General features: G+C 34.8%; 8 protein-coding genes and 2 pseudogenes. 5 read left to right on the top strand and 5 right to left on the bottom strand.

All coding sequences use genetic code 11. The features are described 5' to 3' along the window. Positions 1 to 6 precede the first annotated feature (6 nt). The 3 genes from H8B04_RS11505 to H8B04_RS11495 are packed head-to-tail and all read right to left on the bottom strand — an operon-like array spanning position 7 to position 6,531. Entirely contained in the window at positions 7 to 2,028 is a 2,022-nt protein-coding gene (locus H8B04_RS11505) for a RagB/SusD family nutrient uptake outer membrane protein (RefSeq protein WP_190302441.1), read from the bottom strand. A gap of 23 nt (positions 2,029 to 2,051) precedes the next feature. Next, the gene (locus tag H8B04_RS11500) at positions 2,052 to 5,159 is read right to left on the bottom strand and encodes a SusC/RagA family TonB-linked outer membrane protein (RefSeq protein ID WP_190302440.1); all 3,108 of its coding nucleotides are present in this window, start codon (positions 5,157 to 5,159) and stop codon (positions 2,052 to 2,054) included. Positions 5,160 to 5,178: 19 nt separating this feature from the next. Next, positions 5,179 to 6,531, bottom strand: a complete 1,353-nt coding sequence (locus H8B04_RS11495; protein WP_165290957.1) for an IPT/TIG domain-containing protein — start codon at positions 6,529 to 6,531, stop codon at positions 5,179 to 5,181. A 525-nt stretch (positions 6,532 to 7,056) separates the two neighbouring features. On the opposite strand from H8B04_RS11495, the gene H8B04_RS17515 reads away from it, so the two are divergent. Continuing rightward, positions 7,057 to 7,152, top strand: a complete 96-nt coding sequence (locus H8B04_RS17515; protein ID WP_449449428.1) for a hypothetical protein — start codon at positions 7,057 to 7,059, stop codon at positions 7,150 to 7,152. A gap of 765 nt (positions 7,153 to 7,917) precedes the next feature. Here H8B04_RS17515 and H8B04_RS11490 read toward each other — a convergent pair. After that, complete coding sequence (locus tag H8B04_RS11490; protein WP_190302439.1) at positions 7,918 to 9,483, bottom strand: calcineurin-like phosphoesterase C-terminal domain-containing protein; 1,566 nt, start codon at positions 9,481 to 9,483, stop codon at positions 7,918 to 7,920. Positions 9,484 to 9,651: 168 nt separating this feature from the next. Between H8B04_RS11490 and tnpA the strand changes: the two genes are divergently transcribed. Then, entirely contained in the window at positions 9,652 to 9,936 is a 285-nt protein-coding gene (gene tnpA, locus H8B04_RS11485) for an IS66 family insertion sequence element accessory protein TnpA (protein WP_190302438.1), read from the top strand. An 82-nt stretch (positions 9,937 to 10,018) separates the two neighbouring features. Continuing rightward, a pseudogene (gene tnpB, locus H8B04_RS17510) lies at positions 10,019 to 10,174 on the top strand (IS66 family insertion sequence element accessory protein TnpB); the annotation flags it as partial. A gap of 33 nt (positions 10,175 to 10,207) precedes the next feature. On the opposite strand, the pseudogene H8B04_RS11475 reads toward tnpB, so the two are convergent. After that, positions 10,208 to 10,728, bottom strand: a pseudogene (locus tag H8B04_RS11475) (IS1634 family transposase); the annotation flags it as partial. A 294-nt stretch (positions 10,729 to 11,022) separates the two neighbouring features. Here H8B04_RS11475 and H8B04_RS11470 point away from each other — a divergent pair. Both H8B04_RS11470 and H8B04_RS11465 read left to right on the top strand, forming a co-directional pair. Further along, positions 11,023 to 11,790, top strand: coding sequence for a DUF3050 domain-containing protein (locus tag H8B04_RS11470; RefSeq protein ID WP_165290953.1), 768 nt, complete (start codon positions 11,023 to 11,025; stop codon positions 11,788 to 11,790). A 557-nt stretch (positions 11,791 to 12,347) separates the two neighbouring features. Further along, entirely contained in the window at positions 12,348 to 13,154 is an 807-nt protein-coding gene (locus H8B04_RS11465) for a TerC family protein (protein ID WP_190302435.1), read from the top strand. Positions 13,155 to 13,689 lie beyond the last annotated feature (535 nt).

The raw sequence follows: 13,689 nt of genomic DNA, 5'->3' as shown, positions 1-13,689 counted from the left end.
TAACATTTAGTAACCAGGGTTTTGTGATACCGAAGGCAATCTTCGTAATTCTGCTCTTGGAATAGGAAGCCATACTAATCTTTTACTTACTTCTCGCTTTAAGAAGGATGACGAACCGGGAATTACCCGACGATAGTAAGTTTCTGCGGTAGCTCCATCAGGATTCATACCGCTCATAGGCTCCCTTTCTGTCTCTTCATAAATGCCCCATCTTCTGACATCATAATAACGAAGATTTTCCCATAAGAGTTCTACCATTCTTTCTCTTTCGATTAGCTTCTGCACTAAATCCGCATTATTTAATTGAGCGTGTGAAAGTCCTGGGAGACCTGCTCGATAACGAACTTGATTAAATGATTTTTTTATCTCTTCTTCATCCCGATATATGACATAGTCTTGGTTGCCTATGGTCACAGTATGGCTTGCTTTTAGATTATTTAATGCTTCTGCGTAAATTAATAAAATTTCTGCATAGCGAATTATTGAATAAGCCTTATCAATTCTACGTGCTCCTGTTCCAGTTAAAGCATCCATAGGATGGTTGTATTTTTTAATTACATAACCTGTAATAGGATAATTAGGAGAGGAAGCGGTAACGCCTCCACGACCATCAGCGCCTTGAAAGAAGTAGTCTGCGGTATGATTTGTTTTCGAAACTACACTTAAATTTTGCCAAACAGCACCATTAAAGCCCACGGAAGCATAAAAGCGCATTTCTCGATTAGCATACATATTATAGATGCCTGAATTTAATGGATATCCTGAAAAACGTTTAGCTTGTGTAGTAAAACCTTTTTCAGAATAATACCCGTCAGAAGAAGCCTCTTCCTTAGTACGACCATCGTCCATTAGGTAGGCGTCAACCACCTTCTGTGTTACACAGAATCTACCCCATCCGCCCAAAGAAGGAGGAAACGCACCTTGGTTAATAGTAGTATTTAAGTATTGCGTGTTTCTAGCCCATATAAACTCGGGATTTATCGCTGGGTAAGCCTCTCCAGTAAAAATGTCTGAGTAGGAACGGAAAGCATCTATCCCTCCAGCGCCATTTGGAAATGTGTTGTAAAAGTTAGGGTCTGATGTTATGCCTTGTGGCAACTTGGCTGTTTGATCATCTGCCTGTACCGTGTATAGTCGGTACTTGCCCATGTCCATTACCCGTTTAGCAGCAGCAGCGGCAATAGCCCATCTCTTTTCATCAATCTTTTGGGAAACATAATGTACTCCATCTGATTTACGTATCCATGATCCAAAATACGAATTTGCAACTGCGCCTCCGTTATATAATGGACTTGCATGTATTAATCTCAACCTAGCAATTAAAGCATACGCCGCGCCACGTGTAGGCTTGCCAAAATCTAAAATTCCTACTTCATCAGGCATTAATAATGCGGCTGATTCAAATTCATTACAGATGTATTCCATCGCTTCATCAAACGTAGCGCGTTCTCTGTCGTAATATGCTAACTCCTCATTAGTGTTAACCAATTCATCTCCTAATAAGATCGGAGGACCATAATCTAACAAAAGATAATAATATGCATATGCTCTAATAAATTTAGTGTAGCCTTCAATTCTTGCCCTATTTGCATTGTTCAAGTCTTCGGGCACATCTAAATTTTGCAAAATCATATTACACTTTCTAATTATTTTGTAATAATTTCCCCATTGATTTAAGTTGGTAGCACCTTCCCCATAAAAATCTGGTGTGATACGTCCTGTTGCAAAATCCATCCCGTGGTATATGTTTCCAGTACCATTTGCGTTTGTTAAGCCATTAAAGCCTTCGTCAGTAGCCATAGGGCCTGGCGTGAAATTGTTGCGGATAGTTTGTGATTCATCTTTAAACATAGCTGCGGCGCCCCACATATATGCTTCCATATTTCGTGTGCTGCTGAATGCAGAGTCTATCTTAAATTCATCATCAAAATAACTATCTATATTTAAATAATCTTTACACGATGTGGTAGATAAAGCAATTATGAATACTGATACTCCCACTATTCTTTTTAAAACTGAATTTTTCATTTACTTGATTTGTTCTTTCTCACTTAAAAATTAATATATATTTGAACCGAATACGTGGAAGGTATTGGGTATTTACGGCCATTGAATCTTGCTTGTTCTGGGTCAAATATTTTTACAGTATCCCAAGTATATAAGTTGTTACCAACAAACTGTAGATCCATAGACTTTATGCCTGCTTTTCTCAAGAAAGAAGGATTTAAGTTGTAATTTATTGTTACTTCTTGTAGTCGTATATACTTTGCATCACTTTGCCAAAATGTTGATGTCTGATTATTGTTTGTGCTCCCTCCATAGGATAAACGAGGAAATTTCGCATTAGGATTCTCTGATAGGTTAGGGTCAATACCATTTAATATAGCGTATTCCTTCGGAATCCAACGATTCGACGGGTCCGCAACGATATCTAAGACGTTACCTATTGCTCCTTCATAAAATGGTCTATATCCAATTCCTCCATAAAAGAATGGACTACTTCCCGTTCCTTTAAATAGAACGCCTAAAGAAATCTTTTTGTAACTAACTTGACCTCCAAATCCATACATAATCAATGGAATTTCATCATTTTGTGCTAAGGGTACTTTATCTAAATTGTCAATGATTCCATCTCCATTGATATCTTTGTATTTGATATCACCAGGCATTACAGCTCCAAATGTTTGCTGAGGGCTATAATTAATATCATCTTGGTCTTTGAATAAACCTAAGGCTTGCAAGCCGCGGATTGATTTGTGCGGAAAATTATTGTACTCTAAGTAGGGGTATTCTAGGTAAGCTTGCTCCCAATTCTTAACCATATTTTTAGCGTAAGTAAAGTTACCGCGTAAGGTGAAATTTATATCCTTTGTTATATTTCCTTTATATGATATATTTCCATCCATCCCTGAACTTTGCATACGTCCAACATTTGCAAATGGGTTATTTAGAACTCCTACATAGTCAGGCACTTGCACACGTTGTTGAAATATTCCATTACGTTCATCTTTGAAAATGTCAAATACAAAATCTAATTTATTGTTGAATATTTTTCCTTCAAAACCAATGTTTGATTTAATTGCTCGTTCCCAAGCCAAATTGTCAGCGCCTATACGTGTTTCGCCTATTGTCTCTACTCCTCCTATTCCCCAAAGATCATTATCAGAATTCAATTGCGTGGTTCCCTGGTTTACTTTTGTCAAGTAAGGGAATCTTGTGTTGGAAATACGGTCATTACCAACAGATCCATATGATGCTCTTATTTTAAAATAATTTAACCATGGTGCGGACTCCTGCACAAATCTATAACTTGATGGTACCCAGCCTAATGCTACTGATGGGAAAAATCCGTATTGACGCCCTGGTTGAAAGTTTTCAGATCCTGTGTATCCAAAGTTTACATCTAATAAATAAGTATCTTTATACCCATAAGTGACACGACTTGACACACCTTGGTAGCGTAAAGGAATGGATTCAAGATTTGATATGGCGTCTTTCGTATCTTTTGAGTCACTTAAATAATAGTATATTAATGCGGATGTTCGGTGATCATTATTAAACACCTTATCATAATTAATTACTGTTTCTAAGAAATATTTTCGGAATTGTCTTGTTTCTTTTTTATAACTAGCCTTTTCCTCAGGTACAGTAAGAATGGTGATTAATGAGCCATCCGCTGCTCTACCAATACCATTATATAATGCAGGTTGTACCCGTCGACGCTCATTAAAGTAACTATAAATGTCATAGGCTCCTTGAACTCGAAATTTCAAACCATCTAATACTGACGATAGATCTTGGTTTAACGATAGTGTGGTTTTACCTCTATATTCTTCATCAGCAGCTTTGCCTGTTCTATTGATCATTACATACGGAGAGGATTGATCTGATTTACCTCGCCCAGGTAATAATCCATTGGTAAATTGAGTAGGTATAGTCAAAGGTGTTAAGCTAGACTGTGCTCCCCAGATATAATCCGTATTGGCAATCCCTGGTTGTGTCAAGATTGATAAAAAGCCATCTGAACCTAAGAAAACTTTTGTCGATTTGGTAAGATTAACGTCCAAATTAATTCGGTAACTGTATGAATTGAACCCAACATTTGAACTATAAGGAGAATTCTTATCTACTTTATAAGCAGCAGTTTGACTTTTTCCTCCCAAACTTAAAAAATAACGTGCGACCTCACTGCCACCTCTACCACTTACATAGTAGCTATTAGACCAAAAGTTTTTATTTAATATTTCATCCTGCCAATTTACATTCGGATATAAATCAGGATCTAATCCATCTTTTATAATCCCCAACTCCACTTGGTTGTAAATTGGAGTATTTCCTCTAATTACACTAGCCTCGTTTGCTAACAATGCATAATTATAAGCATCTACATATTTGGGTAACCTATTTAGAGTAGATAATGTAGTATTCACTCTAGCAGTTAATTGGATACGATCTACCAAACCTCTTTTAGTTGTTACTAAAACAACCCCGTTAGCACCGCGAACACCGTATACAGCTGTTGCAGATGCGTCTTTCAAAATGGAGAAACTTTCGATGTCTGCAGGATCAATTGTATTTAAATTCCCCTCTAAACCATCAATTAATACTAATGCGCTATTATTAGCACCGAAAGTGCCAATGCCACGTACCCAAAATTCAGCGATATTTTTGCCAGGTTCCCCGCTTGCTTGCATGGAGATAACACCAGCTGCACGTCCTCCTAATAGATTTGTTATAGAGGGTGCAGGTGATTGCAAGTCTTTTGGATCTACTGTAGAAATTGCACCTACTGAACTTATTTTTCTTTGAACATTCCCTAAGCCTACAACAACGACTTCATCAATTGATGAATTGTCTTGAATTAGAGTAATCAACAAATCATCTTTATCATTAATACTTAAGTGTTCTACTGTTTCAAAACCTACATAGCTAAATACTATTTTGTCTCCGTAAAGTACTTTTAGATTGAATCTTCCTTTATCATCTGTAGAGGATCCTATGGATGGTTTATCTTTTACGTAGATTGATACATTAGGCAATGGATTCTTGTTTATGTCTACAATAGTTCCTGCTATGGATAATTCTTTTCCTTGCTGAGCAAATGTGGGTATCGTGTATACGATGATTAACAACAAGACTATAAATTGAGAAATTTTCATTTTAATAATAAGAGGTTAATTATTCTATAACTAATTTTCGGATTCTAGCATTGGACCAATCAGCAATGTATATGTGTCCAAGTTCATTTACAGCGACTCCCCAAGGTTCATTAAACAAAGATTCAGTTGGTCCTCCGTCTTTGTAGCCAGATTTACCTGGTTGTCCGGCCACTGTAGTTACTACACCTTCGGGAGAGACCATACGAATACAGTGGTTGCCATAATCAGCAACAAACATATTTCCATCGTTATCAAACTTTATATCTTTTGGATAATTGAACAATGCGTCCTCAATAGGACCATCTTTAAAGGCTGAGCCGCCCGGAGCATTTAATCTTTTAAATCCGCCTGTTCCATTAGGATCTCTAAGGTCTAACACCATTATGCCCTGTCTGAATTCTACTGGACTAGCATTTGAGTGCAGAGTGATATATAATTCCCAAGGTTTGGCGGGATTAATAGCTTGACCGTATTGCGAACCATAGGGGCCTTGATGGATAATTTTGGCTTCCAGTGTTTGAGGATTGATACGAGCAACTTTACCATCTCTATATCTTGTATATAAATTTCCATCCCAAGGTGAAAATGTGATAAAATTTTTATATCTATCACCTACTACAATCGAAGCATAGTCACTGGTAGAATATTTCATGTTACGTTGGCGAGGGTACCAAGCTTCCTTTGGGTCAAAGGTAAACATCACCTCTTGAACTGACTCGTGCGCTGCAGTAAGAATGCCTGTTGAGCGGTCAACTGTAAGCCCATTTGCATACAAAACACGTGTATCAGCGGTAGCTTGAATTAGCGGAGTGACAATATTCTGGGACTCATTGATTCGCGCAACTCCAAAAGTGGCTGTAGAACTTCCTGCTGTGTTACCATCACGCCACGACATGAAAATGTTACCTTCGCGATCTAATTCTAAATATTTGCCATACACAGTAGCTTCTGACAATGTGCCCGGTGTAAAAGTTTTCACTCCGTTACCAGTAACGGTACTTACTAATGCTTGAGTGCGATAAGTAAAATTATTTTTATAAACTACAGAATCGGCTCCTACTACAACAGATATGGTAGGATTTTCCCCTGGCAATCTTGGCACTAGTGCATATATGCGCTCTCCACTACTTGATATAACTTTAGCTTGTGTTTTATTAAAATAGACTTTAATTTTTGAGGGGTTTGTCCCAAAGTTTTCGCCATCTAAAAGAATTTTGTCTCTTGCTCCTCCCTCCAGTGGGTAAAAAGATGTTAAAACAACATCCTTTGTGGGATCATACTCTGTAGATGAAGAAAGAGAACTTTCATTTTTACAACTTGCAAAACTTATTAAGGTGCTGATAAAGCAGGCCTTTAATAGGTAGTGATTCATAGAATTATAGATTAATTTAATGTGCTTTTGTTGATGCAAGAATAGAAATAGGAAATCAATAAGATATTAAATGGAGATTAATATAATATTATCAATTCGAAGGGTGTTTATAAAATTAACGTTGTTGTATAATTGGATGGGGAAGACGAAATTGTGTCTAGCGATAAAGACTTATTTCTAAACACAGTATAATCAATGGCGAGAAATTTTATTTTGATAGATTCAAAGGAAACGTTGAAAAGGCTTTTACCAAAGCAAATAGATGGGGAGACAAATGGGGCGCTATGTTAACGCATTTATTAGAATCAATGTTAGAAGATGAGTTAGAAAATCATCTTTTTTAAGAAAAAGGCTTCAGGTAAGTTTACTCGTAAAGAATGGTAAAACTAATATAACTGTTAGAAGTTTACAATCGGGAAGTTTTGAGCTTGAAAGTGGTCGAAATTGTAATAATAGTTTCGAGCCAAAACAGTAACAAAAGGTCAACATATTGTTAACCAGGAAGTGGCAGATAATGTTATCTATATGTATGCTCAAGGCATGAGTACACGTAATATCAAGATCTATATTAGAGAGATGTATGCTATGGAAATGGCAGCTATAGCGGTCACTTATCTCTGATAATGTCATTCCTGCGATGATTGAGTAACGAAATAGGCCATTTGAGACGCTTTATCCATTTATTTTCCTTGATTGCAAGCACTTCAAGGTTAAGGGTAGGTGGAGTATTCACAGACTTGCTGTGTAAAATACCTCTGCTTTATTACGACGGTGTAAAATAATTATTAGGCGTACACTTATCAGAAGATTAAGGAGTTAAATTTTGGGTCTGGGTGCAATGTGATCTAAAATAGCGCGGAGTGTAAGATAAACTGGTCGATTATATGGTTTAAAATTTTTCTCGAAGCCCTAGAAGCAGTAATACTTTAGGAATAGAGTTATCAAGAGCTTATAGAATTTGAGGAAAATGGGTAACAGGGTTCTATTAGCGGTAAGTGGTGGGTTGATAATTTATCTACCTACTTTGAGTATAATTTGTAAATAAGAAGAGCTATTTACACCGTTAATGCAATTGAAACGATCCATGGTCAAATTAGAGTAATTACTAAAACAGGGAGAATTACTTCGGATCTATCCTTTTTAAAGTTAATTTATCTAGCACTACAAAATATAAGCAATAAATGGGCTAAGCCAATTCGTAATCCTTGGTAGTATAGGCTTGATAATACAACGGCTGCACCTTAAATTTGTTGATAGAATTAACCTCTTCGGCGGAGCTATATTTTTTGACTTACATACACAGTTAGTTATAAGTTCCCTTGGGAACATAAAACTAAAAAGGATGAGTTAATCCCCACCCTCTTAAGTCTGTAATTGAATTGCTAATTATTTTACAATTTCGATAGCCACTGTTTGCGTGTGTAATTTACCATACATATCGATAGCTTTCACCTGCAAATCATGCTTTCCTACTGGCAACTTATTGGGAAATTTAGCTTCCCATAAATGGGTTGAATTCACAGCATTTGATGGACGTCTTCCTTCTATAAATTTTTCTGCGGTATCAAATTTTAATAATTCATATTGATACGCTGGATCAGGTTGTTCTACATACGTCATATTTTGCCATTGATCATTGCCGAATCTGTATTGCACCTTATCACCTTTCTTACCCATAAAAAAATTGACTGAAATTTTATAAAGACGAGCGTATTTTTCACTCAATACACTAGGAACAATAATATTCATTTGATAATTTTTTGGTTTACCAGCAACTTTATATTCAAATGAATACGAATTGTTATCTATAGTTAGAATGGCATAGCCTTTAGGCGTACCATCTCGCATTGTAGAACTCGGAATGCCATACTCATTGCGAGTTCCTGAATACCAGTCTCCTGAGGTCGTACCCACATTATATTCATGATGAACACCTTGTTGTTTCCATCCGTCTTGCAGACCATAGAAAATTTGTTCCTGCCAGTGGGTATGTGCAGACATTGAAAGAGTATGTTTAAATGGGGCTAAAATCTTGAACAATCTATCTCTATCACTATGTCTAAACGAATCTGAATTTATATTTCCTAACGGAATGTGATAATTTAATATTATTAATTTGTCTTTTGGTACGTATTTTAAACTGTTTTCCACGAAATCCAATTGATCTTTTCTAAATCCACCTAAATATCCCTTTCCTGTGTTTGGATTCGGATATAAAATATTATCTAACACAATAAAATATGCATTTCCATAATGAAACGCATAGTTATTAGGTCCAAAGTTATATTCAAATGTCTCATCAGATAATGAATCCACTTTAACATCATAATTCATGTCATGATTACCCATTACATTATACCAAGGTTTTCCAATATGTTGAATTGCGTCCTGATAAGGTTTATGCAGTTCTAAATCATCACCTACTAAATCACCTAAGCTAATGCCAAACTTGATAGTACCATCTGCATTGATATCCTCTATTATTCCTTTTTTGAAATAAGCAATTTCATCCATATTATACGCTTGCGGATCACCAAATATTAAGGCTTTAAACTTTATATCTTCTTGTTGTGCATATAATGGAAAATCCAATGATTTTGGAATCTCTCCAGTAGGACTAACCGTTGAATATTTTAATTTAGGAGAACCATTTGGTTTATGTATGTAGTAAAACTCAGGAAGATTTTTGTCATTTAAAGGGAAAGAATAATTCGTAGGCTTTATTACAAAAATAATATTGTCTTTACCAACAGGCAATTTATACTCTCCCCGTTCATTCGTTAATACCACATCTATTCCATTACTTACAGATACATTTATTAGGCCTGTTTCGGTCTTCTCCTTTTTGCCATTCTTGTTGGTATCCTCATAAACAATACCTTTTACAAAATCCTGAGCATGTACAACACCCAGACTTAACATACTTGCAGCTAATAATAATTTGAATTTCATAGTTTGTTGTTTGCTCAAAAGTACTTTCTTCAAACAAATATTATATTAAGTAATTGTTAACTTTTGATTAATGATAACTACTCAGGTTATACAGTTGTTACGGTGTGAAAGTATTCGCCCGACCAAATACATATTTCATAAGCGGGTTATATTTTTGAACTTTGCTTCATGAGTTCACATGAAAAAAGAGAAAGAATGCTGTCGCTGGTTGTTGATTGGAAAACGAGCGGTCTAACGCAAAAAGCTTTTTGCAAACTGCATTGTATTAATGTGGTGACCTTAGGATACTGGGTTTCCAAAGTCAGTGAACAAGAGTCTGACAGTAGAGGCTTTATTGAAATGACTTCGGCACCTACCTTAAAGAGTAATGAGGTAGAGATTATTTATCCCTCCGGCATCAGACTTAAAGTATCAGATGATCTTTCCCTGATATCTCAACTTATCCGATTTTAGCAGCATGTTTTCATTAGGATCTTCTCATCGTTTTTATCTTTACGATTGGCATTGCGACATGCGGAAATGATTTGATGGACTTTGTGGCCTTATCATTTCGGTGATGCAGCGTCAGCCGACCAGCGGTGAAGTGTTTGTTTTCTTGAATCGAAACCGTACCCATATCAAACTACTGCACTGGGAACATGGGGGGGACTACAAAGGGCTAGAGAGTGGTCCTTTTGTATCCGTCCTATGAAGTACAGGCGCTTTGCTTTTCTACTATTTTCTTGAAGTCGCCTTCCATTTTAGTTAGTGATAATAGCCAGTCTCTTTCTGGTTTACTGACATTTTTTATGCGTGCTCCTATGAGGTATTTATATCCCTGAGTATTTAAAAAATCAATGTTTCTTTTGTTAATCAATCCAGAATCAGCGACCAATACAAATCTTTGAGATTAAAGCGGGTTATAAAATCTTCCACAATCGGAATCATCGTGTGACCTTCATATTGCGTGCCGTTAAACATCGAATAAGACAATGGGTATCCATTATCACTTACCAGAAGACCTAAAACTATTTGAGGCTGACTATGTTTGCCATCTTTGGAAAAGCCGGGCTCCCTAAATCCATCGCCATAATCTGACTCAAAATAAAGTGTGGTTACATCATAGAACATCAATCCGATTTTTCCGCCTAATATCTTTCTAGTGTGTTCAACACTGATTTTTTGAATAGATTCCTGTTGACTGTTGTAAATCTTATCCATATACCGATAAATCTTATCTAAATGAAGATCTTCGTCAAAATGTGACTATAGTGGGTCAACATCACCATTCTATCCAGAAAATCAAATAATAGGGATATTTATAATATTCTGGTCTAAAAGCAAAAAAACTGCTTCAATTCAGTAGAATCAAAACTATTAATTGTAGCGGTAATTTCCCTTATGAGAATGCTATTTCTATTAGCAAGTGAAATCGGTAATTCCGAATTACTCATTAAATAAACCTATTAATGTGTCATATATATTTCATATCCTTTAAAAATCTTTATCTTACTTAGTAAGCTATCTATAATATCGACGTCTATAGGTTAACTTTGTTAAATGAAAGAATTTGAGAACATACAGGCTTTTATTGAGGAAGAAAAAGATTTACTAAATAATCATCCACTTTATAGCAAGATTAAAACATTAGAACATTTACAAAAATTCACACAAGTACATGTTTTTGCGGTTTGGGATTTCATGTCTCTTCTAAAAGCATTACAAATTGAACTCACTTGTGTCACTATTCCTTGGTTTGCATCTGAATATCCAAACACTCGTTATTTGATTAATGAGATTGTTTTGGCAGAGGAATCAGATACATTTATAGATGGCAGAAGATTAAGCCATTTTGAAATGTACATGGATTCTATGGAATCTATGGGATCTAATACAAGCTATATTAAGGATTTTTTGACTAATGTTAAAAAATCAAATGATATATTCCAAAGTATTGAAAATTTAGATATAGATATTAGGATTAAAGAGTTTCTAAAGTTCACCTTCCAAATAATTGAAACAAAAGAGCCTCACAAAATAGCAGCTGCCTTTACTTTTGGAAGAGAAGACTTGATCCCTCATATGTTCTCATCTATATTAAAGGAAATTCAAATAAACTTCCCCGAATCTGATTTAGCGAAGTTTATTTACTATTTCCAAAGACATATAGAATTGGATGGTGATGAACATGGACCATTGGCATTGAAAATGATTGAAGAGTTAGCACAAGATGATGCTCAAAAATGGGAAGAAATCCAAATAGTTTCAAAACAAGCACTTAAAAAAAGACTTGATCTTTGGGATTCAATTAATGATAGCATATCATAGATAAATATCATTAGATTAAGCAATCATAATAGTTAAAGTTATTGACTTTTATGATTGCTTACAATAATTAGAGGGTGTAAACGGAACTCTGTAGGGTGTAAATTGAACTGTCGTCAATAAATAAATACTTATTTTTAGACACAGTTCGGTTTACACCCTCGCATTTCTACTTTGAGCCAATAGGTGCTTACTGGAATATCTAAGTTAAACTTCCATTTACATCTGTTTTTGAATCATTGGTGTGTTTTGATATTATTTTTCGGTTGCAGAAGCAATTGGTTGCTAGTAAAATAAATTTTGTTCATCTACCACTTCTTATTCGAACTGTTTTTATTTTTGAAAACAAAATTGCAATTGTCTTGTTCATTATAAGATTTTTTTAATTGACAGATTTAAAGAAAGTAAATAAAATATTATAATTATGATCACCGTTCAACCTAGCGCAAAGTGTTGCACTTTTACTACTATACAAGAGGGTAATAGTAATTATATTAAAAATATATTTTAGTTTTAATTAACTTAGTGAAATAAATAGAACTTCTTCAGATAATAATTTTATGGATTTTAGTGTTTTCTTACAACCAGACGCATTAATTGCTTTATTAACTTTAACAATGCTAGAAATTGTTTTAGGTATAGATAATATTGTTTTCATTTCTATTTTAGCAGGAAAACTACCTGCACATCAACAAAAGAAAGCTCAGCAATTAGGTCTGTTTTTAGCTATGTTTACACGTGTGTTGCTTTTGTTTTCATTAAGTTGGGTAATGGGTTTAACGTCTCCACTATTTAATATAGGGGAATTCATCGGAGTTAATGATTTAGAGTGGATGGATAAATTAGCTATTTCTGGTCGTGATCTGATTTTACTTATTGGAGGCTTGTTTTTAATTTATAAATCTACTGTAGAAATCCATCACAAGATTGAAGGTGTGGTTGAAGAAGAAGGAAAAGTTAAAGTTCATTCTTTTGTAAGTACAATTATTCAAATTTTAATATTAGACATTGTATTTTCTTTAGATTCTGTAATCACTGCTGTTGGAATGGCTGACCAAATAGAAGTTATGATTGCAGCAGTTATAATCGCAGTTGGTGTAATGATGATTTCGGCCTCTACTGTATCAAAATTTGTAAACGAACATCCTACAGTGAAGATGCTAGCATTATCTTTTTTATTGCTTATAGGAGTTTCTTTATTAGCAGAAGGTTTCGATCAACATATATCTAAAGGTTACATATATTTTGCAATGGGTTTTTCTGTAATGGTGGAGTTTTTAAACCTTAAAATGAAAAAGAAAAACAGCAATCCTGGTGTTATAAGAAATATTGTAGGCGAATCAGAAAAGCAGAATGAAAATTTGTAATTAATCAGCAAGGATTTAAATTATACGATCTCAATTTTGTAAGGATAGAGTGAATTAGTATATTTTTTATTAATTATTTTCCAATGATAATTTTATGTTACCTGCTGTTAATGGAAAATTCAAATGCCTCAAAATGGTAATTTGGAATGCAGAATATTTAACAATACCATGTTCAGAACAATCGAGCTACTGACTTGAGGCTCTATATTATAGCTGTAGATTTCAAATTCTGCAAAGCAGAAGATATAGTTCAACAAAAAATAAATTAATTAACTATTTTTGAAAGTGAATTCTATTTCTGATATACTTATTTTAAGTAAATCTTCGACTAAATATACGGTTACTTCATATAACTCGTTAGTATTTATAAATTCCTGTTTTTTATCATTAATTTTCGAAGATTCAAGGTTTTATAAAACGGAGCGTAAACCCCACAGGTCTTTAGCCTGTGGGATGTAAGCGACTAACCCTGATTGAGAATATACTCACGAATAGTATCAGGAGATGCTTCACCTATTGAACAAACAAAATAACC

The sequence above is a fragment of the Sphingobacterium litopenaei genome, assembly GCF_014692495.1.
Classification (GTDB): Bacteria; Bacteroidota; Bacteroidia; order Sphingobacteriales; family Sphingobacteriaceae; genus Sphingobacterium; species Sphingobacterium litopenaei.
This window is presented reverse-complemented; position numbering and strand designations above follow the sequence as displayed.

What these genes read in the sequence shown, in the direction of transcription:
- H8B04_RS11505 (WP_190302441.1), bottom strand. Translation starts at nt 2,028, where the DNA reads ATGAAAAATTCAGTTTTAAAAAGAATAGTGGGAGTATCAGTATTCATA.
- H8B04_RS11500 (WP_190302440.1), bottom strand. Translation starts at nt 5,159, where the DNA reads ATGAAAATTTCTCAATTTATAGTCTTGTTGTTAATCATCGTATACACG.
- H8B04_RS11495 (WP_165290957.1), bottom strand. Translation starts at nt 6,531, where the DNA reads ATGAATCACTACCTATTAAAGGCCTGCTTTATCAGCACCTTAATAAGT.
- H8B04_RS17515 (WP_449449428.1), top strand. Translation starts at nt 7,057, where the DNA reads ATGTATGCTCAAGGCATGAGTACACGTAATATCAAGATCTATATTAGA.
- H8B04_RS11490 (WP_190302439.1), bottom strand. Translation starts at nt 9,483, where the DNA reads ATGAAATTCAAATTATTATTAGCTGCAAGTATGTTAAGTCTGGGTGTT.
- tnpA (WP_190302438.1), top strand. Translation starts at nt 9,652, where the DNA reads ATGAGTTCACATGAAAAAAGAGAAAGAATGCTGTCGCTGGTTGTTGAT.
- H8B04_RS11470 (WP_165290953.1), top strand. Translation starts at nt 11,023, where the DNA reads ATGAAAGAATTTGAGAACATACAGGCTTTTATTGAGGAAGAAAAAGAT.
- H8B04_RS11465 (WP_190302435.1), top strand. Translation starts at nt 12,348, where the DNA reads ATGGATTTTAGTGTTTTCTTACAACCAGACGCATTAATTGCTTTATTA.